18 protein-coding genes are annotated in these 22711 nt (G+C 58.4%); all 18 read right to left on the minus strand.

What is annotated here, in order from left to right:
- Positions 1-9: 9 nt before the first annotated feature.
- Positions 10-1086, minus strand: coding sequence for a FecCD family ABC transporter permease (locus tag MDG893_RS00455; RefSeq protein ID WP_007151729.1), 1077 nt, complete (start codon positions 1084-1086; stop codon positions 10-12).
- A 1-nt stretch (position 1087) separates the two neighbouring features.
- Positions 1088-2092: a FecCD family ABC transporter permease gene (locus MDG893_RS00460; protein WP_007151730.1), complete on the minus strand. Its 1005-nt coding sequence runs from the start codon at positions 2090-2092 to the stop codon at positions 1088-1090.
- Entirely contained in the window at positions 2089-2922 is an 834-nt protein-coding gene (locus tag MDG893_RS00465) for an ABC transporter substrate-binding protein (protein WP_007151731.1), read from the minus strand. Before MDG893_RS00465 ends, MDG893_RS00460 begins: the two co-directional genes overlap by 4 nt.
- 89 nt (positions 2923-3011) lie before the next feature.
- Positions 3012-5120 (minus strand): TonB-dependent receptor family protein, encoded by a 2109-nt coding sequence (locus MDG893_RS00470; RefSeq protein WP_007151732.1) that lies wholly within the window; start codon positions 5118-5120, stop codon positions 3012-3014.
- Positions 5121-5225: 105 nt separating this feature from the next.
- Positions 5226-6422 (minus strand): type III PLP-dependent enzyme, encoded by a 1197-nt coding sequence (locus tag MDG893_RS00475; RefSeq protein WP_007151733.1) that lies wholly within the window; start codon positions 6420-6422, stop codon positions 5226-5228.
- On the minus strand, positions 6415-8265 hold the full coding sequence (locus tag MDG893_RS00480) for an IucA/IucC family protein (protein ID WP_007151734.1): 1851 nt from the start codon (positions 8263-8265) through the stop codon (positions 6415-6417). Before MDG893_RS00480 ends, MDG893_RS00475 begins: the two co-directional genes overlap by 8 nt.
- Before the next feature lie 23 nt (positions 8266-8288).
- Complete coding sequence (locus MDG893_RS00485; RefSeq protein WP_007151735.1) at positions 8289-9473, minus strand: MFS transporter; 1185 nt, start codon at positions 9471-9473, stop codon at positions 8289-8291.
- A complete protein-coding gene (locus MDG893_RS00490; protein ID WP_007151736.1) occupies positions 9470-11266 on the minus strand; it encodes an IucA/IucC family protein in 1797 nt (598 codons plus the stop codon). The genes MDG893_RS00485 and MDG893_RS00490 overlap by 4 nt, the downstream gene beginning before the upstream one ends.
- Entirely contained in the window at positions 11266-12477 is a 1212-nt protein-coding gene (locus MDG893_RS00495; RefSeq protein ID WP_007151737.1) for an ATP-grasp domain-containing protein, read from the minus strand. Before MDG893_RS00495 ends, MDG893_RS00490 begins: the two co-directional genes overlap by 1 nt.
- Before the next feature lie 41 nt (positions 12478-12518).
- Positions 12519-13304 carry an HpcH/HpaI aldolase family protein gene (locus MDG893_RS00500; protein WP_040474138.1) on the minus strand — a complete coding sequence of 262 codons (786 nt, stop codon included), beginning with the start codon at positions 13302-13304 and terminating at the stop codon, positions 12519-12521.
- Between the two features lie 149 nt (positions 13305-13453).
- Positions 13454-14695 (minus strand): TolC family protein, encoded by a 1242-nt coding sequence (locus tag MDG893_RS00505; protein ID WP_007151739.1) that lies wholly within the window; start codon positions 14693-14695, stop codon positions 13454-13456.
- The gene (locus MDG893_RS00510) at positions 14692-17838 is read right to left on the minus strand and encodes an efflux RND transporter permease subunit (RefSeq protein ID WP_007151740.1); all 3147 of its coding nucleotides are present in this window, start codon (positions 17836-17838) and stop codon (positions 14692-14694) included. Before MDG893_RS00510 ends, MDG893_RS00505 begins: the two co-directional genes overlap by 4 nt.
- Complete coding sequence (locus MDG893_RS00515; RefSeq protein WP_007151741.1) at positions 17831-19357, minus strand: efflux RND transporter periplasmic adaptor subunit; 1527 nt, start codon at positions 19355-19357, stop codon at positions 17831-17833. Before MDG893_RS00515 ends, MDG893_RS00510 begins: the two co-directional genes overlap by 8 nt.
- A 79-nt stretch (positions 19358-19436) precedes the next feature.
- Positions 19437-19832, minus strand: coding sequence for a hypothetical protein (locus MDG893_RS20865; protein WP_157132715.1), 396 nt, complete (start codon positions 19830-19832; stop codon positions 19437-19439).
- A gap of 94 nt (positions 19833-19926) precedes the next feature.
- On the minus strand, positions 19927-20364 hold the full coding sequence (locus MDG893_RS00520; RefSeq protein WP_244264359.1) for a MerR family transcriptional regulator: 438 nt from the start codon (positions 20362-20364) through the stop codon (positions 19927-19929).
- A gap of 126 nt (positions 20365-20490) precedes the next feature.
- Positions 20491-21291, minus strand: a complete 801-nt coding sequence (gene lgt / locus MDG893_RS00525; protein WP_040474139.1) for a prolipoprotein diacylglyceryl transferase — start codon at positions 21289-21291, stop codon at positions 20491-20493.
- A gap of 81 nt (positions 21292-21372) precedes the next feature.
- Complete coding sequence (locus MDG893_RS00530; protein ID WP_007151744.1) at positions 21373-22011, minus strand: peroxiredoxin; 639 nt, start codon at positions 22009-22011, stop codon at positions 21373-21375.
- 98 nt (positions 22012-22109) lie between these two features.
- Positions 22110-22691, minus strand: coding sequence for a TlpA family protein disulfide reductase (locus tag MDG893_RS00535; RefSeq protein WP_007151745.1), 582 nt, complete (start codon positions 22689-22691; stop codon positions 22110-22112).
- Positions 22692-22711 lie beyond the last annotated feature (20 nt).

Genomic DNA, 22711 nt, shown 5'->3' on the forward strand with positions numbered 1-22711 from the left:
ATCCGGGCCTCAGGGTTGACGCGATAACAGATAGAGAAAAAACGGTACGCCAAGGACAGCGGAAACCACGCCCACGGGCACTTCGTACGGTGTAAACAGCGTCCGGCCGAGTAAATCCGCCAGTACCGCCAGCACCGCTCCCAATAGTACACACAAGACCAACTGAACCGGAAGATTGGCACCCGCCAGCCGTCGGCTGATGTGAGGGATCAACAAGCCGATGAAGCCAACCGGCCCCACCACTCCGACAGCACTGGCCGCCAGCAGGGTGGCAATCAGCAGAGCAAAGGCTCGCCAACGGTTCAGGCCCAGGCCCAGGGTGCGAACGTGTTGATCGTCAAGCTGCATGACTTCCAGGGGGCGTACTAGCAGCGCGACACCGACAAGACCAATAGCTGTCCATGGCAGCAACGTGCGGAGGTGTTGCCATTGCGAACCGTACAGTGATCCGGCCAGCCACTGGGCAACCAGCTCAGTATGGGCGTGGCCCCAGAACGCCAGCGCACCGGTGGTCAGTGCATGCAACATACCGGCAATGACTGCGCCGGTCAGTGTCATTTTGACCGGTGACAACTGGCCATGCCGCATGCCAAGGAAATAAACCGCGAGCGCCGTTACCAACCCGCCGGCCATGGCAAACAGGGGCAAATACTGAAGGGCAAACGATGTGTTGTTGTAAGGATCGGCACTGGATACCACCCAGTCTCCGATAATAAAAGCGACGACCGCCACCAGGCTGGCGCCGGCGGAGATGCCGAGAATGCCGGCTTCTGCCAACGGGTTGCGGCTAAGCAACTGTAACAACCAACCCGACAGGGCGAAATGAACACCAATCAGGGCGCCGGTCAGGGTACGGGGCAACCGTAATTCGAAGACCACTCGCTGAACGTGTTGCGAACTGTCACCGGTCAACCCGGACCATACCTGGGACCATGTCAGGTCCACCGCTCCGAGTTGGACGCCCGCGACGACGACAACAACCAGACTGAGCCCACCAGCCAGAAGCAGCCGGGCAACAGAGCCAGTGCCTGGAATCCGAATGCCGCGGCGGCCTGCCCGAGGAGTTGTCGTAGCCGGGTGGGTCACCTTATGCACTCCGGGGTGAGGTTCGCGAATTGAGCAGATAGATCAGCCAGGGGGCCCCAATAAGGGCCGTCAGCATACCGACGGGTAGCTCCTGGGGAAAGGCCAGTTGCCGAGCCAGGATATCCGCCGCCAGCAACAACATCCCTCCAAACAGAGCACTCAGGGGCAGCCAGTGCTGGATCTGGTTGCCGGCCAGCCGCCTGGCTATATGTGGCGCCACCAAACCAATAAAAACGATTGGGCCGGTGAAAGCGACCAGTGCAGCAGCCAGCAGTAAAGCCAGCATCAGAAAAATCAGGCGCCAGCGACCGACGGCCAGCCCCATGGCCAGCGCCAGATCATCATCAAGTTGCAGCAAACGGAAGGGCCTCTGCATCACAAACAGGGCACCGAGCGGAAGCAGCAGCCAGGGCAGCACCATCTGGAGTTGAAGCCAGCCCCGCCCCATCAGGCTACCCGCCAGCCAATAGTAGAGCTCTGCCGCTTCCGCACCGGAAACCAACAGAAGGCCCGTGGTCAGTGCCGTAGCCAGTGACGTGACAGCGATGCCGGCCAGTACTACCCGTTCGGGCTGAAGCTGGCGGCGGCCAGCGATGGCGAACGTCAGGGCTCCGCCCAGCAGGCCGCCGCCAAGGGCCATCAACGGCAGCCACATGGCGCCCGGTGAACTCAGGGTTCGAAGCGACACGATCGCCAGGGCTGCGGAGGCGATCACGCCGGTCAGACCGGGGGATGCCAGTGAATTCCGGGTAACGCCCTGCATGACAGCACCTGCAACCCCGAGAGCGGCACCACCGAGAATACCGAGCAGGTTGCGCGGCAACCGCAGTTCCAGCACGGTGATGCGCGTCAGCAAGTCGCTGCTGCCGTCGATGGCTGACAACAACAAGGCCGGCGACACCCATCGTGAGCCCGCCATCAGGCCAACGAAGAACAACAGCACGAGAAGAAGTACCGTTGTTCCATAAAGGCCCATGGGACGTGTGGTTGAATCGTCACCCGTCATTTTTCGGCTTCCGACGTCAGCAACAGTCGCTGGATATCGTCCAGGATACGTTCCCGGGCAATCGGACCGGCACCCTCTTTCCAGTAGTGCGGCACTTCGTAGACCTGGTCAGTCCGCACGGCCTTGAGATAAGGCCAGATGGGGTTCATCGTGAACGCGCGCTGACGGCTGGTGGGCAACAGCAGAATGGTATCCGGGTTCAGTTCCAGCAGGGCTTCAAGACTAATCCGGTAGCCCAGTGGGACGCCACTGTCGGGATTCGGCGTCTGCCCACCGACATTGTCGAAACCCAGACTCTCCAGCAATGCCGTCGGCAGAAAATGATCGTAATAGACAAAGGGCGTTTCACTACCGCTGGTCAGCAGGGCCACCGTCTCGGTAGGCTTCGATGTGTTGCGATCCGCGAGTAACTGAACGCGATCGAGAAAGCGGGCATTGAGTGCGCTGGCTTTCGCCGGTGCACCCAGTGCCTGCCCCGCTAACTCAACACCCCGCAGGCTGTCCTGAACCGTGATGAGATCCAGGGCCAGCATCGGGGCGATGGCTTCGATCTGGTCGCCGTCTTTCTCGGTATAACGACGAATGGCAATGACAAGGTCCGGCCGGACCGACGACAGCACTTCCAGATTGGGCTGATGTCGGGGGCCTAGCCCCGTCACCCCATCCAACTGTGACGCCAGGTAGTCGGGCACGCCCTGCAGTCCGTAGTCGGTGACCGCCACCGGCGGTTTATCCAGCGCCAGTGCGACATCCGCCCCAAAGGTTGAGATCGCAGCGGGCCGGGCCGCCGGTGCGGACAACCGCAGGGTCTCCCCGCGGTCGTCCGTCAACCGGATAGTCTCATCCTGCGCCCATCCTGACGCAGGCGATAGCAAAACAACGAGCAGGATCTTTACGATCCGGTTCCGTAAGCAGGCCATCAGAAGTCGAGCTGTGCCTCAAGGATAAAGCTTCGGCCGGGCTGGGGTACACGTCCGACGGGACTCACGTCCACGCCCCGGAAATAGTAATCCTCATCCAGCAGGTTGTTGACGGCCAGGCCAAGGTTCAGCACACGATCACCGCCAATGGCGAAATCGCGACCGACTCTGGTGGTGACCAGATGGTAGTCCGGCAACTCACCGGCGCTGCCATTGCTGGTTTCTTCTTCCGTGTTGTCTGCATCGCTATAGCTTGAGCTGACATACACCCAGTTCAGGCTGGCATCCCAGGCCTGGTAGCTGTACACCGCATCGGCGCTGACTTTATGGGTGGGAGCATTGGGTAACTCGTTGCCCTCGTTGTCGCCGGTCAACTGTTCGGTATCGAGGAAGGTATAGCCAAGGCCCAGCTCCCACTGGCTGTTGAGATTCCAGCGGTTTGTCAGCTCGACACCCTGGTGGCGGGTTTCTCCGAGGTTTTCGAAACGACTGGTCGAACGGTTAAACTGAATCTGATCCTCGTAATCGATGCGGAACAGGGTTGCTGAAGACAGCAGGTCGGGTGTGACTTGCAGGCGGGCGCCCAGCTCGTGGTTCCACGAGGTTTCATTGGCAACGGCACCCTCACGGGTGGTCTGGGCAATCTGGACCGGCACCAGGGAACGCTGACTGTTGGCAAAGACAAAAAGATCGTCAGACGCCTGATAGCCTACGGTCAGGCCCGGCAACAGCTCATCAGCATTGTTTTCCTCAGTGTTGCCGGTAAGGTTGTCACGGAAGTCCATGTCGACATCTTCATAACGCAGGCCCGGCGTCACCGTCAGGCGGTCATCCAGGAACGACACGGTATCACTGATGTAAAATGCCATAGCCCGGGTGTCCAGGTGCCAGTCGCGCGCCACGGAACGGTTACCGGAGGAAAATTCCAGGCGATTAACGTCGAACTCCACATCCTCGCTGACAAATCGTGCACCCAGAGTAATGTCGTGGCGGCCATGGCGAATAGCAAGCCGGGGCTCCGTGCCCAATACCGTAAACAAACGCGGTGAATCCGCAACGTGGGTCGAATCCAGCCCTGGGTCCGCCCAGTGGCCGGTGCCGCTCAGGTTCTGGCCGAAGAAGAAGGTGCGGTCGGCGTCATGCACAAAGTTGCGCCACTGGAATTCCACGTTGTCGACCGGCGTGTACGTCCAGGTGAAGGTGGCGCGACTCATGTCCGCTTCGTATCCGTCGTGAGGTCGCTGGCTTTGGCTACGGTCCTGCTCATACGCTTGCGGTGTCAGGGCTCCGGGAAGTTCGGCCTCGACGCGGTAGTATTGCAGCTGGGTGGCCAGTTCATGCTGGTCGTTCAGGTAATAGCGGGCGTCCAGGATCAGATTATCCACTTCGGTGTCGGAGTGGTCGCGAAATCCGTCACCACGCTGGACGTTGGCCTGAAACTGAAGGTCGAGCTTGTCGGTCGCCCGGCCGCCGACGCGGTAATAGGTATCGGTAAAGACGTTGCCGGTTTCTTCCGCGATGGTCACCCGCTCACGAAGGGTCTGGGAGGTTTCCGCCGGAATCGGTTTGGTGACGAAATTCACCACTCCGCCAACGTTGTTGGGGCCGTAGTGAACGGAGGCGCCGCCCCGAACGATGTCCACAACTTCCAGGCTCGGCAGCGTCACCGGGAACAGCGACACGCCGACGTTGCTGTAGGGGCCGATGGCAATTGGGTAGCCATCCAGCAGAATCTGAAGCCGTTCGCTACGCAGCGGGTTCAGACCCCGTACGCCGATGTTGGGCAGAATGCCGGTGCCAGTTTCATCAAGCACCGTAAGCCCTGGAACCGGGCGCAGGGCATCGTCCAGATTCAGCGCTCCGGTCGCCTGGAGCTGTTCCTCCTCCACTACCGTGCGCGCCCCAGTGTACGTCCTCTCGGACTCTTCAGTCGGTGGCCCCAGCCAGTCGGCGGTAACGTTGATACCGGGTAGCTGGACGGGCGCATCAGCCTGCTCCTGTGCCAGAACAGGTGCTGAGCCAATAGCCAGGAGCGACACGGGGAGCATGGCTATGGCAACAGACAGTCGGTGGCGGCGCAGCGATTTTGAGACTTCGGACTTCGACATTGTGTTCTCCAGCACGTGGTATAAATTTTGATTGAGCATTCTACTGATAATAATTCGCATTACAATTAAAATAGATTATTGCGACTTGAAGATCCGCTTACCGGGTTATTCTATGAAGTACTCTTCTGGGTGGGGGTGCATCAGAAACGCTTGATGGGAAATGTTCCAGGCGTAAGCACCGGCATAACGGAATACGACCAGATCACCAACCCCGAGCGACGCAATATGAACCTGGCGGGCAAACACATCTTTGGGCGTACACAACTGACCGACCAGGGTGACGGAATGATCAGTAACGCATGGCGTTGCAGCGTCCGTGTTGTTGGTGGGCAGTATGTCAAACGGATGGTTGTGGGCCTGGGCCGCTGGTGTCCGGAAGTGGTGAGTGCCGCCCCTGCAGACGGCAAACCATTCCTCGCCGCAGCGTTTAACATCCAGAACCTCGCCAACATAGTAACCACAGGGAGCGGTTATGAAACGGCCACATTCAAAACGGATCCTCCAGGCGCGGTCCACGTAGGCCTGAAGTAATTCATCCAGGCCGGTACAGAATCCGGACCAGTCAAACTGCTGATCAGGTTGGGTGTAATTAATCCCGATTCCGCCCCCGACATTGATCTCGGTAAGACTCAGTCCATACTGGGCCTCCCAGGTACGAACGGTTTCCAGGTAGTGCTTTATCAACGTCAGGTGGCGTTTCTCATCGAGTTGATGCGACATCAGGTGGAAATGAAAACCACGCAGCCTGACCCTCCCCTGCCTTGCCAGCAGCGCAAGCGCGTCGGGTATACAAGCCTCTTCCATGCCAAACGGAGTAGGCACACCGCCCATGGTAAGCCGTGTAGAGGGTGTATCTGCCAGTTCGAGATTGATCCTCAGAAGAATGTCCTGGTTAGCCTGCCTGCGACCGGCAATGTCGCACAGACGCTGCAATTCCAGCAGGCTTTCCACATGGATCAGTTCAACGTTCTGATCGATGGCCTTTTCCAGATCGGAGGCCAGTTTGCCGGGACCACCAAAAATCACAGACGTGTCTGGAAAATGACGGCGCACCCAGTCCAGCTCACCGCCAGATGCCACTTCAAAGCCATGTACAAAGGACGCCAAAGCGCTGAGCACCGGTAAAGCGGGATTCGCTTTGGCGGCATAGAACATCTCACAGCCGGGTGGTAAACACCCAACAATGTTCTGCGCCCGGTTACGGAGCTCAGGCAGGTCATACACATAGGCGCACAGCGGGTCGCTGTTTTGAACTTTCAGTTCGTTGATGGCTCGCTGAACGGAAACAGGTACTTCAGGCATCGCGCTGCCCTCCCCCGTTGTCCACGGCACGAGGCGGCGTCATCGCCAGCGGGTTCGGGACCCGGGTGTACTGAGATTCCCGATCCGGACGCTTGAACAATCGAGTCATCAGGTTACTTTTGTTCGGAATGGGCTCGCCAGCCAATAGCCGGCCCAGAACATCGGCCGCCCAGGGATCGTCGGTGCCTGCGAGCCAGTCGCGTACTTCCCTGGCAAGCGCGTCCCACAACCGGAGTTCGATGTGGTTCTCCCCCCGGGATAGGCAGGCCACGGCCTGAAACAGATGGTTCACCAACAGACAGTACGCAATGCGTTTCCAGGCTTTGTCCTGGCTGTAATGAACAGACGCCAGCGTTTGTTCATCAAGAGAGTCAGGCAGCGCTCCTGACCAGCGACCAGGCACCAGCTTTGTTCCCTCCAGGTCACGGATAAAGACCTGAGCAGGGTATCCCTCCCGGATGCCAACCACCACGTTCTGAAGGTGTGGTTCAAAAACCACACCGTGGTGGAACAGCGACTCAAAGAGAGGGGGAATTAGCAAGGCGAGATACTGCTCAAACCATTGCACCCTGGCTTCCTGATCCGTGGTTCCTGTGGCAGCAGCCCAGGCTCCCGCTGCCTCCGTGGCTGGGCAGCGGCCAAAGCGATCATCGCTGAACAACGCTGCGGCCAGCATCGGTGTTACGCCTGTGTCGAGGTAGGGTTCCAGATTGTCCCGCAGGATAACGCCGAAACCTTCCGCAATGGTTCGGCGATCCGGCTCGGAGTGGTCGGTGAAATCAAGGGTCTGGTAAGCCGGTTCGTACAGCAACCGGAATCCTCGCCACCGGGCCAGTGAGGGCGCAAGGTGAGCCTTCAGGGCTGCGGAGAGGGCCACAGCGCTCTCCAATTCATAGACGGCGTTTTTCCGGATGCAGTTGGTCAGGCGAACATGGGTTGAGAATTTCAGGAAATAGGGGTTGCCCGGCTGGTAAAGCGTACGAACCGATGCGGTTGGGTAGAATCGTTGGCCGGCCTGGCCCAGCGGCAAGATCCGCCCGGATCGGATGGCGCTGCGAACAATGGGCAGACGCATGAGGTAGCGCGCCTGCCAGGGGTGCACAGGAACGGTGACCCATCCGTCTGGCACATCCACCTCAATATCCGCGTCTGACCCGGCTACCGGCCCGGCCACGTCACCCCGGGTACGAAGGTCGTCCGGGTGAACCGCAAAGTAATAGAGGGCAAACCCCGCGCCCATTTCAGGGGAGTACTGCAGGATGTCCTCGGTGTCGAACCCTTCCCGGGATTTTGGCGCCGGATGATAACGATGTCCGAAACTCAGGGACTGCTCAGACCAACGGAACGCCTCCAGCCCCTGCCCCCAATCGGCGGGCACGCGAGTATATGCAAGAATGCTCTGCATGACATTCCGGCTGAGGAGAATCTGCCGGTAGAGTTCGCTGTTGAATGGTTCATTGAAGCGCTGCGCCATTTTATGAAGCAGTATCCGGCCCAGTTGCTCCAGCCCCAGTACCCGCCATCCCTTAAGCGCAGACTTGTAATATGGCGCAGACAGGTAGCGGTAGTTGCATGTCCGTGAGTCTCCCGCCACCAGAACCAGCAGGACCTCTTCGCAATCGGGGAATCCGATTTTCAGTACACTGGCTGGCTCCAGCGCCAGACGGACCCGAAGCCCCTGGGGCCAGGACCGGCTCCCGTCGCCGACCTGAACCAACAACTCCCCAGACGGCTGGGCAATATCCCGGCAGTAGCAATTCAACAGGGCTTCCATACTGGCTTGATCCGCCTGATAGTCGCAGTGCTGATCCCTGAAATAATGGTGTGACGCTGTCACTGACATGGCTTCATTCCTTTTCCAAGCGTTCATGGTTGTCGACGGCCGGGGCGTTGGCCCGGTAGCCGCCGAGATTGACGGAGAGTGACGGTGAGAGTGATGGTGAAAAGGGTCGCCACAGCGCCCAGCCAGAGTGGCGCAGTCTGGTTGCTCATACCCGTGGCGACACCCGCGAGCACCCCGGCCGCGACACCGGCCCATTTACCAGCGCTGTCAAGAGCGCCAAAGCTTTGGCCCGCGTTTTCCGTTCGTGTGAGACGTGCGGTTTCGGCGTTGAGGGCAAAAAGACAGGTCGTCATGCCCAACCCCATGACCAATCGTCCGGCGAGAATGGCGGCCGTTGTTCCGGCCGTCGCCTGAATAACGTAGGACAGTGCAAACAGTGTCAGGCCCGCTGGCAAGGTCCACGGGTTACCGAAAAACACGCTTCGTCGCAGTGGGCTGACCAGAATGATCAGGTAGATGGCATGAGGGAGGCTGTAGAGAACGCCGGCCATAGCGGCGGTACTGCCCGTTCGTTCCTGGGTCCAGGGAATAAAGTAGGGAAAACTGGCCACCAGCGCGAAATTGAAACCGAAGTAAAGCAACCTTAACCGCAGCCAACTGGCGGATGCCGAAACCCTTTCACGGGAATGTTTCTGGTCACCAGGCCCACCCGAAACCGGGTCCGGGGGAGCGAGTTTCCATACCAGCAGTGCCGACAGAAGAGGCAGGATGGCCATGTAGAGGTACAGACGCTGAGCCGGGACCCAGGTCATGAAAAAACCGAAAAGGATGGGCGCCAGTATCATGGCCGACCTGGCCGAGCCCTGCATCCAGTTCAGTGACTGGGTCAGGTTTTGACCGCGAGCAACGGTGGAGAGGTACGCGCTCGATGCGGCAAAGGTTCCACCCAGAAAGCCCTGAACCATCAGTGCCATGGCAAAGGTGACCACGCCCGGCGCCAATCCGGCGATTACGAAGGCCACGGCCAGACCAATCTGGGCCCGCAGCAGCGACCAGCGGCGGCCGAAACGGTCCGCTATCCTTCCCCAGAACGGCGCCGCCAGTGCGGTGCAAACCGTCGGGATAATATAGAACCAGCCCACCCAAACGGTGTGTTCAACCGCAAATGTGTCGGTCAGGATCAGCCCAAAAAATGGTGGCATCCCCAGCGCCACCAAGGCCGCGATAAAGTGGCTGAGCAGGACCACTGGCAGAACAGACTGGCTCATGACACCTGCCCAAGAAAATTTGGAGCCAGCTTGCCATAGAATTTATTGATGTCAGCGGCACCCGTGCGGGACTTGCTTTCCAGGCTGCCAGCCCTGAGAAGATACTTGGTATAAAGCTGGCGATCCTCCAGTAGCACCTCACGCGCTGACTGGGTATTAACACCATCGTCGTCCAGCTGACCGAGTACGCTGATCAGTTCCTCACGGAGCAACTTGTACCACTGGGTCCGTGATCCGAGCCCCCGTGCGGCCAGGCCCTCCAGGATAACGGCCAGGTTCAGTTGCAGGGTGATGGTGGTAAACATCTGTGCCAGGGGTGTTTCATCGTTGACCAGAATGCGTCGGTCCCGAAGTTGCGCCACTATTGGCTCCACGGACAGCATCCGGGCGCATAGTCTGCCTGGCCACACCCTGGGGGCGTCGTTGTCCTTGAAAAGCAACTGCGGTGGCCGTCCTGGCGTGAGCAACACCATGGAGTTCTGCTGGTTGGATTCCAGTGCAATGCCGTAGACCAGCCAAAGTCGCAGGTGCACCGTCAACGTCAGCGCAACGTACTGGCGCACCCACTTCGTCAGGTCGCCATGATTGAACTCGTCCGCCATCATCTGGGCGACGCAACGGCCGTCCGGGCTGTCGGCTAACAAAGAGGCAACCGGCACAATTTGCTGCTGGTCGGAAAACCCGCAAAACCGGCGCACAATGCAGCCTAGCCACGGCAAATCGCCAACGTGAAGGCCTGAGGATTCGTCGGTTACGTTGAAGGCCCCCTGAAGAGCGGGGTCGCTACCGGATATCTCCTGCAGGATTTGCTGAACCGTATGCCCATCGTAAAGCGTGCTCGGTTTGACCGTTCGAATGTTCCGGTTGCCCAGTGTGCGAATGGTCAAAGGGACTTTCACGTGAACATCGGGCGCGGCTTCAAGCTGGAGGGTGCGTACTGACAGTGTTGGCCGAACCCAAAGCGCAGGCGCTGGTGCGCGGACGACCCTGGCACCGATCTCTGTGTTCGACAGATAGTCACTCAGCGCGGTGTCCCAGAGATGAGGGTGTACCGGCAACAAGTGGTGGCTGTCAGCAAGCTGGTTATCCAGCCCTACCTCGCTGAACTCCGGCCAACAACCCGGGAGCTCGCCCAACGCAGTGACTTCCGAGCCTGGGACGGCAAGCCACCGTAACTGGAAACGCGGGGCAAATTCAGGCGCGTACGCCGCCAGTGCCGCCTCATCAAAACCGCTCTTGGCGCGGGCGCTGGGATAGAATGGGTGATCTAGAAAGGCCGCGAGGCGATCAAAGTAAAGCAGGCGCTCGGATAGTCGGGAAAGGTCCTTCCAGCTTTGTCCCTGGTGGCGAATTTCGTCAAACCACCTTAATCGCTCCTTCTGGCAGAAGGCGGCGTGAGACTCCGCCGTTCTACACTCGTCGGCATAGACCGCCAACTGCTCTCCAGAGTCGTCGTGTTCGTTCGCGGTGAGGCATGCCAGAACCTGTTCGTAGTGATCCACTTCTGAGACGCCTTCGGTTTGATCTGCGGGCTGCCAGATGAGCGCGTCACCACTCCACTGCCAACGCTGCATAAAGGTTGCCGGATTGACCGGCAACCACAGAACACCTCGCGCCAACGTCCACCGTAACCAGGTGGCTGGCCTTTCGGGGGAGCCGGGCACTGTGGCCGTCCCGACGGCCTGAGAATCACTTTGGCAGCCAGCCACGTCCTCGCGGATCAGGGCATCGATCAGCCTCCGGGTCAGATACTGCCCGGGGTCGGTTGAAGACAGAGCGGTGTCCCTGGTCATCAGCCTATCTCCCACTCTGCTTCAAGATCGGTGGCCCATTCGGCCAACGTATCCTTTACCCGGGAGGGATCGCTTGAAAACAACCGCAACACACCCAGGTAGTCCTTGTTTGAATGGGTTAAGTGGACGTCATCCCCCACTTCCCTCAGCGGTTCAAACTCTGCAATACCATCGCCGCACGGCTCACTGCGACTGTGGGCTGAACGGCGAACCCGCCCACTGGTTGAAGCGCTGAGATAGCGTATCTGAGCGGCCTGCTTGGGAGCGGATAACTCCAGAGGGTTGCCGAGATGGGTCTGAAGGATGGCACGGAACAGTCCATGATCCATCATACGGTCAAGCAGGAATTCGCGACCGTCTCCCACCGTGCGATAATTGATCTCGATAAGTCTTGGACCATTGGCGGTTATCACAAACTCGGAATGACAGGAGCCAAGGCCGACACCGAAGCGCCGTACCTGCCTGAACATCTCCTGCAGGTGAGGACTGTCCGGCTGGTAGGGCACCCATGCCGCTTCAAGTTCGACAAAGTGCGGCGGCTCGGAAAGCCGTACTTCAAATCCTCCGAGCGCCATCAGGCTGTTTCCGTCTCCAATGGTCTCCAGAGTGTGAACGGGGCCTGACAGAAATTCTTCCAGCAACAACGGTTGCCCGGCTTGCCCTTGCCAGAACTGATCACAGAACGATTGCAGTTGCGCCGCGTTGTCGAGGCGCCTGACATTGAGGCTGGCGACGCCCTCACGGGGCTTGGCGATACATGGGAATGGAACGTCGTTGATCACTTCCGCCAGGGATGCCTGATCATTCACCACCCGGAACCAGCATGCGCCATCATCGAGCGCTTTCAGGTACTGGCGCATGGCCGCCTTGTTTTTTGCCCGGTAGCAGGCTTGCCAGTCTTTGCCCGGTAGATTCAGGTAGGCTGCGGTCAGGGCGGTCACCGTCTGCAGGTGGTCGCTGTTGGAGAATACGCCCACCGGCGCCGGGAGTTCTGAGAGAAGATCAATAACAGACAGGGGATTAAAGACATCACACTGGAGAATCTGTTCCGGATAGGCGGGAAGGTCCGGTTGACTGAAGTAGTGGTGATGCGTCGCCGCCTGGTCGGTCAGCAGGATCACTTTCAGCCCCATCGACTGTGCCGCTGGCAGAAATCCCCGGTTCAGGGCTTCCGTTGGAACATGAGCAAGAAAAAGAACGGTATCACGCATAGGAAAACTCTTGTCAGGCTTGAAGAAAAAGAACGATTGCCTCAGGGAGACAGCGGGCTCGACTCGGCACGGCAGGTCGCAAGGTGGGACTTGAGATATTTAAAGAGCAAACTACGGTCTTCTCCCAGGAGAAAGGCCCTTGCCCCCCAATCCTGCCATTCCGTTAATTGGTCAGGACTTCGGGGCAAGGCGCAAAACTCCACTGAACACCGGCGGCAACTCGCTGCCAGTTCCGTAATGGCATGATTGACAGAAGGATGGAACGGGTCGCCCGGGCAGCCCAGTGATTGCGACAGATCGACTGCTCCCGGAAGCACCCAGTCAACACCGGGAACACCCAGAATGGCTTCGCGGTTATCCATGCCTTCCTGGTCCTCAATCATGAGCACAATGAGGATTTCCTGGTTCGCCTGGCTGAGATAGTCTTTCAGCGGGAGGGTTCCGAAACCGGTCGTCCGGCCGCCGGTAATACCACGTTGCCCTGCCGGCGCGTAACGTGCCATCTGAACAACGTCGCGCGCCTCTTCTGCATTACGGATACGGGGAACAACAATCCCCTGGGCACCACTGTCCAGAGCCCGGGTAATCGCAGCACGATCAACCCCCGGCACGCGCACCAGAGGTGTGACGGAGGCACACTCGGCGGCGCGAATCATGTGTTCGAGGGACTCCGGGTTCGTGGACATGTGCTCGGTGTCCAGTATGACAAAGTCATAGCCGGCATGGCCGATCATCTCTACCATCCATGGTGTTGGCACAGCGTTAAGTAGTCCATACGCCGAGCGGCCCTGGGCGACCTTCTGGCGCGTCTGGTTAACTGTCAGCACATATACTCCGCAATCAATATAATTTAAATGTTAATCATTTTCATTCGTATTTAAAGATATATCGATTCTAAAATCAAGCGCTACGCGGATGACATCGGGGTAATGTGAGGGACTGCCATGTTGCGGAACATTCCAGCCCATGCCGGACATCATGGAACTATAGGCCTCCCAGAACCCGGCATCAGGGGGCGCAAGGCTTCGTATCGCGCTCTGGCACTGAACAGGTCGCGAATAACGGCTTCCCGACGGAGCTTTACGCCAGTGAGCTGTCTTGCGCTGTTGATGGCGTTTTCCAGTCTGCCAGTGCCGCTGGCCAGCTCGTTCAGGCTGGCTTCCCAATGGGCGCGCTGATTGGGAAGGTGTCGCTGGTCGAGGATTTCAAGGCGGCCATAGCCTGCCTGAACGGACGCCTTTACATCACCAATTGACGCCAGCAAATCGCGGTGGGCTTGAGTGGTTTGCCACTGTCGCTGAGAGACTTCAGCCGCCGCCCTGCGAACGGTACTGTTCTGTCGTTGCCCGCTGAACGGAATCTGAACGCCCACGCCCACCATCCAGCGCTTGCTTTCGTCAGCCCAAAGGCTGTTGTAGCCCGCACTCGCGGTAAACACGGGCCTGCGGTTGGCTTCTGCGACGTCCAGTCGGGCCCGCGCTTCAGCGGTTCGCGCCTCGGCGGCCTGAACCAGTGGGTGATCGGTTTCCACGGGAATATCCGCCACCATCGGCATGCGGGGAGGCACGGGCAACTCCAGCTCGGATGGTTGCGGACGACGCCCCAACAAAGGAATCAGGCTGGCGGAGAGGCGGGTCTGATCAGCCTGAAGCTCAACCAGTTGCGCATCCAGAGTATCCAGTTCCGTTTCTGTCCTGAGCAACTCGCTCTGGGTACCTTCGCCGTATTCCAGTCTTTGCCGGGTTATGTCCGCTAATTGTTCCACCAGGGCGCGGGTCTCGTGATGCAACTCAATAGCCTGGGCCGAATACCACAAGCGGGCGTAGGCCTCCTTAACGGAGGCAGTCAGTTTTCTTGTCTGCCACAGGGTGTCCTGCCTTGCAGCACGCACGCCCGCCTCCGAGGCGCCACGGGACGCCGATAGCTGATCCGGCCAGGGCAGCTTCTGACTGACCTCAAACCGGTGCCCGACCACATTGGGGCCTTCAAGCGTTTCCGGTGCGATGCCGTACTTGACGACGGGGTCAGCCCAGGTACCTGAACCTTCCACGTCCGCCTCCGCTGCCTCGATTGCGGCTTGCTGCGCACTCAGGGAGGCGTTGTTGGCCAGCGCCTCCGCAATCCATTGCTCCAACGTTTCACGGGTTTCTGCCACAGCCGGCATCGAAAGTGCGATGAATGCCGCCAGAGTTGCCTGAATTCCAGGGCGTCGAATCATTGGATTGCTCCTTTTTGGGCAAGCTTTTTCAAGCGGGCGCGCTGCCAGAGATAGAAAATCACCGGAATCAGCAGCAGGGTCAGTATCAACGTGGTGACCATGCCACCGATCATCGGGCCGGCAATCCGTTGCATCACTTCCGAGCCGGTCCCACTGCCCAGCATGATCGGCACCAGGCCAGCCACAATGGCGGCAAAAGTCATCATGATCGGGCGCACCCGTTGCGCAGCACCGTGGCTGATGGCCTGGCGCAGGGCATCCGCCGATAACTTCCCTGGCTGATGATCGACAGTTTCCAAAGCGTTTTGCAGGGACTGGTTCAGGTACACCAGCATCAGTACTCCGATTTCCACCGCCACCCCGGCCAGGGCAATAAAACCGACGGCCACGGCCACGGAGAGGTTGTAACCCAGCAGATACATCAGCCAGATGCCACCGATCATGCCGAATGGCAGGGTGCCGAGGATAATGCCCACCTCGGTCAGGTTGCGGAAGTTCAGGTACAACAGAATGATGATGATCGCCAGGGTCAGTGGGACCACCAGCGTCAGGCGTTCCTTGGCACGCTGCATGTACTCATATTGGCCGGACCAGGCCAGTGAATAGCCGGCGGGCAGATCGATCTGTTTCTGCACCACGGACTGCGCTTCCCTTACCCAACTGCCCAGATCCCGGCCCTCGATATCCACCAGAGTCCAGCCATTGATACGGGCATTTTCCGACTTGATCATGGGCGGCCCCTTGTCGATCCGGATATCCGCCACATCCGCCAGCGCGATACGCTGGCCGTTGGGTGTCACCATCGGCAGCAGGCGCATCTGCTCCACCGAATCCCGGTACCCTTGCGGGTAACGCAGATTGATGGGATAGCGCTCCAGACCCTCCACCGTGCTGGCCACGTTCATGCCGCCAATCGCGGTGCGTACGACCGATTGAATGTCTGCGATATTCAGCCCGAAACGGGCGGCAGCCTCGCGCTGTATATCCACCTTGATGTAGCGTCCACCGGCCACCCGCTCGGAAAACACAGAGGCTGTGCCGGGTATGTCAGTCAACACCCCCTCGAGCTTTTCCCCTATACCCTGGATCACCGTCAGGTCAGGACCGGCCACCTTGATGCCCACCGGGGTCTTGATGCCGGTGGATAGCATGTCGATGCGGGTTTTAATGGGCATGACCCAGGCATTGGTAAGGCCCGGAAGTCTGACGGTTTTGTCCAGTTCCCGGCGCAGGGATTCCGGCGTCACGCCGGGTCGCCACTGGTCCCGTGGTTTGAACTGAATAAAGGTCTCAATCATGGTCAGCGGTGCCGGATCGGTGGCCGTCTCGGCGCGGCCGATTTTGCCGAATACCGTTTCCACTTCCGGAATATTGGCGATCAGCTTGTCGGTCTGTTGCAGAATCTGCCGGGCCTTGCCAATGGAAATGCCGGGATAGGTGGTGGGCATATACATCAGATCCCCCTCGTCCAGGGGTGGCATAAATTCACTGCCCAGCTTGTTGGCCGGCCAGAAGCCGATGATCAGCACCACCAGGCCTCCGGCAAGCATCAATGCCGGCCGCCGCAAAGCCCAGCCGATAGCCGGTCGGTACAGGGCGATCAGCAGTCGGTTGATGGGATTGCGATGCTCTGGCAATACCTTGCCACGGATGAAATAGCCCATCAGTACCGGCACCAGGGTAATGGCCAGCCCTGCAGCGGCCGCCATGGCGTAGGTTTTGGTGAACGCCAGGGGCGCGAAGAGCTTGCCCTCCTGAGCCTCTAGTGTGAAGACCGGCAGAAAGCTCACGGTGATGATCATCAGTGAGAAAAACAGCGCCGGCCCCACCTCACCCGCGGCCCGCGACATCACGGCCCATCGGTTTTCCGGTGTCAGCGGGGTTCGCTCCATGTGTTTATGGACGTTTTCCACCATCACGATGGCCCCGTCCACCATGGCACCGATGGCAATGGCAATACCCCCGAGGGACATGATATTGGCGTTGATGCCCTGGGCGTGCATCACCACGAACGCCGCAAGGATACCTACGGGCAGGCTGACGATGACCACCAGCGAGGAGCGAAGGTGAAACAGAAACACCGCGCAGATCAGGATGACCACCAGGAATTCCTGTAGCAGCTTTCCATACAGATTGTCCACAGCGTTGTTGATCAGCGTCGAACGATCGTAGGTGGGCACGACTTCTACCCCATCCGGGAGGCTGGCCTTGATCTCCTCAAGCCGTTGTTTGACCCCCTGAATGGTTTCCAGTGCGTTTTCGCCGAAGCGCATCACCACGATGCCCCCGGCCACCTCGCCTTCTCCATTCAGTTCGGCGATACCCCGACGTATCTGGGGCCCTAACTGGATATCTGCCACATCCTTCAGTAACAGGGGCTTGCCATTGTCATTGACACCCAGCGGTACCTGGCGCAGATCATCCTCGTTCTGCAGATAGCCGGTAACCCTGACCATGTATTCCGCCTCGGCCATCTCCACCACGGAGGCGCCGGTTTCCTGGTTGGCGCTGTTGATAGCGACATGAATGCGCTGCAGCGTGATGTTGTGGGCTCGCAGTCGGTCCGGATTCACCACCACCTGGTACTGCTTGACCATGCCGCCAACGCTGGCCACCTCGGACACACCGGGCACGGTTTGCAGTTCAAATTTCAGAAACCAGTCCTGAATGGCCCGCAGTTCCGACAGGTCATGCTGACCGGTGCGGTCCACCAGGGCGTAGGAGTATACCCAGCCGACGCCGGTCGCATCCGGCCCCAGCTCTGGTTTGGCGGCATCAGGCAATTGCCCGGCCACCTGGCTCAGGTATTCCAGTACCCGGGAACGGGCCCAGTACAGGTCGGTGTCGTCATCAAAAATCACGTAAACGAAGGAATCGCCGAAGAAGGAATAACCCCGAACCGTCTTGGCGCCCGGTACCGAGAGCATGGCGGTGGTCAGGGGGTAGGTCACCTGGTCTTCCACCACCTGGGGTGCCTGGCCCGGATAGGGAGTTTTGACGATCACCTGCACATCCGACAGGTCCGGGATGGCGTCAATGGGCGTTTCCTTGACGGAATACAATCCCCACCCCGTCAGGATGAGGGTGGCGAGCAGCACAAAAAAACGGTTATGGAGTGACCACTGGATAATACGGTTAATCATGAGCTGAGTCCGGTCTGGTGATCGAAGTCACCTGCTGGCCCTTGCCAGCGGGCGTCAGGGTGAAGACCACCGTGTCATCCTTGCTCAGGCCATCCAGCGTTACTTCGGGCGCAACTGAAAACCCCATGGTCATGCTCGGCCAGTTCAGCGCCGGAATGGGCTCGTGATTCAGCGTTACCTTGCGTTTTTCAGTGTTGATCTCGGTAATCACACCCCGGCTCTGGATCGGGCCCGCGGCCTCGTTGGTGTCCATACCGGACATCGAATTCATACCGTTGTCGGCCATGCTGGCGTTGTTTTGCTCCTCCGGTTCCAGGCGCAACATAGCGGCCTCAAGGCTAGTTTCTGAATCAATCAGGAACTGGGCGGACACCACCACCTGCTGCCCTTCCGTCAGCCCCTCGCGAATAACCACCCTGTCGCCTGCTTCCTGGCCGGTCTTGACGGGCACCGGACGAAAATAGCCGTCGTCTTCGGCCAGTAGCACGTGCTGACTGTCGCTTCGCTGGATAAGCGCCGGGCGCGGAATGGTGAGCAGGTTCTCACCGATGGGAGCGTCCATGGTGAGATTCACGAACATATTCGGGCGCAACCGGCCATCGGGATTGGGGACGCGCACCCGAGCCCGCAGGGTCCGCGTCTTCGCATCCAGCTCCGGATAGACGTAATCAATGGTGGCTTCCCAACGGGTGCCCGGCATGGATGGCGTGGCGAATTCAACGGCCTGGCCGGCCATGACCAGCCCGGACTGACGTTCGAAAAACTCGGCAATCACCCACACCGTATCGCGGCTGCCAATGGCCATGATTTCGGTATCCGGGCGCACGTACATACCGGCACGGGCGGGCAAGGCGGCCACATAGCCAGAGCCGGGGGCAAACACGGTGATGCGTTCGCGGATCTTTCCGGTTTTTTTCAGGTTGGCGATCTGGGCGTCGGTCATGCCAAGCGCACGCAGTTTGCCGCCAGCTGCCCCCGACTGCGAACCCCGGCTCATGCGCTCAGACATCAGAAATTCCTGCTGGGCGTTTACCAGCTCCGGTGAATAGATCTCGTACAGCGGCTCACCACGGTTGACCGTTTCCCCCAGTGAGCGTACGTGCAGTACCTCAACCCAGCCGGCAATGCGGCTGTGAACGTGGATCAGTTGGTCTTCATCGTCGGTAACGTAGCCCACGGTTCGAACCGGCACAGAAACGGCACCCCGGGACACCGCCTCGGTTTTAACGCCCAGATTGGCCCGGACAGCGGCGCTTATCGTCACCCCACCATCGTCCCTTCCGCTGTTTTCCTCGGCATACACCGGCACCAGATCCATACCCATGGGAGACTGGCCGGGCTTGTCACGGCGGTAGTTGGCGTCCATGGGTGCAACCCAGTACAAGGGCTTGCTATCAGATGATTCCTCAGCAGGGTTGCCAGAACCGGCTGACTCGGACATCGACATGGTTTGTTGACTGGACAGCCAGCCAAGACCAAAGGCGACAGCGATCACTGTCACGATCAGGGCAATGCGCATTGGTATTTCCTCGTTTAAAGCTTTTGAACGCTCGCTCGTGCCCTGGGAGCAGGGTTAACGTGCAAATTAAAGACTCAGTTCAGGCTTTTGAGGAATTGGGGGGAGGTGTGAGGGTATCGAGGATGATGCTGAGATAGCCTTCATGGGGACGACGATGGGCGGAGTCTGACAGAGATTGCACCGGCGCGACTGCTTTTTCAGAAACCAGTGCACATAACATCGTACCGCAGTTGCCCTGATTGGCAGCGATAGCACAATCCACCGATGTCATATCGCCACAAGCCATATTCTGTTCTGAACGCCCATTATTTGAGGCTAAACCAGCGTTGCAACAATCCATCGTCGCCAATTGGCTGAAACGGACGGGAGGTTCCGTTTTGTCTGCCGTAAACTGCCCAAACGCCAGCACCGGCTGTATCGTCATGATCAGCAACAGCAGGTTAACAATGGCTTTAGGCGTTATTGAGCGCGGCAAACGGAGTGACCCAGATTATTGAGTTTACGGGAATTTTCGAGATAGTACGGCGCGCGCGCCTCAATCGTCAAGCGAATAATCATGCCGGCTGGCATCAGCTCCACTGCCGTATTAGCTGCTGGACAGAATACCCATCAGGGGCGGCTTCAGGCAGATGTTTCCACACGTCAACGCTCGCTCTCATATCGTCTCGAAGCCGCTCTAGCTCAATTAAGTGCTGTTCGAGCCGGGAAAGACGATCTGTAAACAGTTTCTTCAGTTCGTTGTTGGATAAACCATCTTCCGTCGTTTGGGTGAGTATGGTTTTGACTTCCTCCAGCCCCAGGCCCAATTTATGGGCTTCGCGAATAAAACGTAGTCGTCTCAGGTCTTCCGAACCATACACGTAGTAACCATTTCGCAGGTTCTGCCGTGGACGGAGCAAACGTTCGCGACTATAAAAACGAACAGTGTCAGCGGAGACGTTTGCACATCTCGCAATTTCTTTAACTCGCATAGTAACCGCCTTCCCAACAAATCGGCGCTTGGCCATGTCTGCTCTGAGCCACATCTTGAGGAAAAGTTCCTTCCCATTAAATTCGGGCCTGAACGCCGGCATAAACCGTTTTCTGATAGGAGCGACGACATCCCAGACATAACTGGGTGCCGGCAATCTTTGTCAGGGATTCACTGTCTTTGTGTTGCTTGCCGGCTGATATCTAGACCAAACAATTAGGACGAGTCCGCCGATGATCATCGGCAAGGTCAACAACTGCCCCATGGTCACCCAGCCGAGGGCGATGAACCCCAGTTGCGGGTCGGGGAGGCGAACAAACTCGACCACAAAACGGAAAATTCCATAGAGCACCGAGAACAAGCCGGAAGTTGCGCCCATCCGACGAGGGTGGCTTGAAAACCACCACAGCACAGCGAACAGCACAACACCTTCCAGTGCAAACTCATACAGCGACGACGGGTGGCGTGGCTCTGGCCCAATATTCGGTAACACCATGGCCCAGGGGGCATCGCTGACCCGCCCCGGAAGCTCGTGATTGATAAAATTGCCAAGGCGCCCTGCCCCCAGCCCAATCGGCACCAGCGGCGCGATAAAGTCCGTAAGTCGGAAAAAACGCAGATTATGTTTGCGAGCAAAAACCAGGGCGGCGACCAATACTCCGGCAAAGCCTCCGTGAAAGCTCATGCCGCCTTCCCAGATTTTGAATAACCAGAACGGGTTGTCCGCCAGTTTGTCAAAGCCGTAGAACAGCGCATATCCCACGCGGCCACCCAGTATTACGCCCACAGCACAGTAGAAAATCAGTGTTTCGATCGCCTCGGAGCTCAACCCTAAGCGGTGAGCCCGGCGACGGGCGAGCCACCAGGCCGACAAAAAGCCAACAAGGTACATCAGGCCATACCAATGGATCTGTAGCGGACCTAAAGAGATCGCTATTGGATCGATTTGTGGGTATTGCAGCATTGGTTATCCTGATTAAATGTTTGAAAGTGCCCCCGGGCGCTAATCAAATACACCCGGGGTTCAATTATAGCGGTTTCCGTTTCACTTACGACCGGGTTGACGGGTAACCCGCAGATACGGTGTTTGCTCATCCCATCCCTCAGGGAAACGTTCTTTGGCCTCTTCATCGGAAAGCGACGGAACGATGATCACATCCTCGCCGTTTTTCCAGTCAACCGGCGTGGCCACTTTGTGGTTGTCGGTCAGTTGAAGTGAGTCAATGACTCGCAGGATCTCGTCCAGATTACGCCCGGTGCTTGGCGGATACGTCAGCATCAGACGTATTTTTTTCGCGGAATCGATAATGAAAACCGTACGAACGGTCACCTTGGGGTCGGCTTTTGGATGGATCATTCCGTAAAGGTCTGCAACAACCTGATCCTTGTCCGCCAGGAGCGGAAAATTGAGCCCTGCGCCCTGGGTTTTCTCGATGTCCTTCGCCCAGTCGTTATGTGAATCGAGCGGGTCAACAGACACCCCGATCAGCTTTACACCGCGCCCGGCGAATTCTTCCTTGCGTTTAGCGAAGGCGCCGAGCTCTGTGGTACAGACTGGCGTGTAGTCAGCGGGGTGTGAAAACAATACGGCCCAATCGCCGCCGAGCCATTCATGAAACTGGATGTTTCCCTCGGTGGATTCCACGGTGAAATCGGGAGCGGTTTCTCCAAGTTGCAATGTCATCGTTCCATTCTCCTCTTCTTTGGCTGTCGTTCTTGGTTCGTCAACACAGACGGTATCTTTAAAGTCAACTTTAAGGTCAAGGTCTTTGTTGCAGACTCTCAATAGGAGTCAACCGGAGCTCTGGCGATGGCACGGGCAATAAAATCCACCATGGCCGGGCTGTCCCAACCTGTGGCACCGGTCAGACGGCCAATTTCACGACCTTTATGATCAATCAGCAAGGTCGTAGGGACGCCTTCTATGCCAAGGGTTGAGGTAGCCAGTGTGGACGGATCAATATACTTACGAAGGTGTTGTATACCAGTTTCCCGGTAGAATTCTTCAACAACACCGATGCCTGCATGGTCAATCGACAGAGCAACCACTTCGAATCGCTCGCCCCCCAGTTGAGCCTGGAGTGAGTCCAGTGTCGGCATTTCCTCGCGGCAGGGTGCGCACCAGGTCGCCCAGATGTTGAGCAACACCACTCTGCCGTGAAAATCTGCCAGCGTTAAAGGTTTGCCCTTCTTGTCTTCAAATGCGAGCTCGGGCAGATTCCGGGCTGTTTCCCAGGTCAGAAATCCCTGTGGGCCGACCGATTCTGGAACGTCCCCCGCCGTCGAAACAGCAGGGGCAAATGAAATAGCAAAAACGAGCATTGCAGCCAGTACCCGGGCTACAGGTGTAGGTTGCTGCCACATTGACAGTTGCTCCTGTTCAC

The organism is Marinobacter algicola DG893 (assembly GCF_000170835.1).
Taxonomy (GTDB): Bacteria; Pseudomonadota; Gammaproteobacteria; order Pseudomonadales; family Oleiphilaceae; genus Marinobacter; species Marinobacter algicola.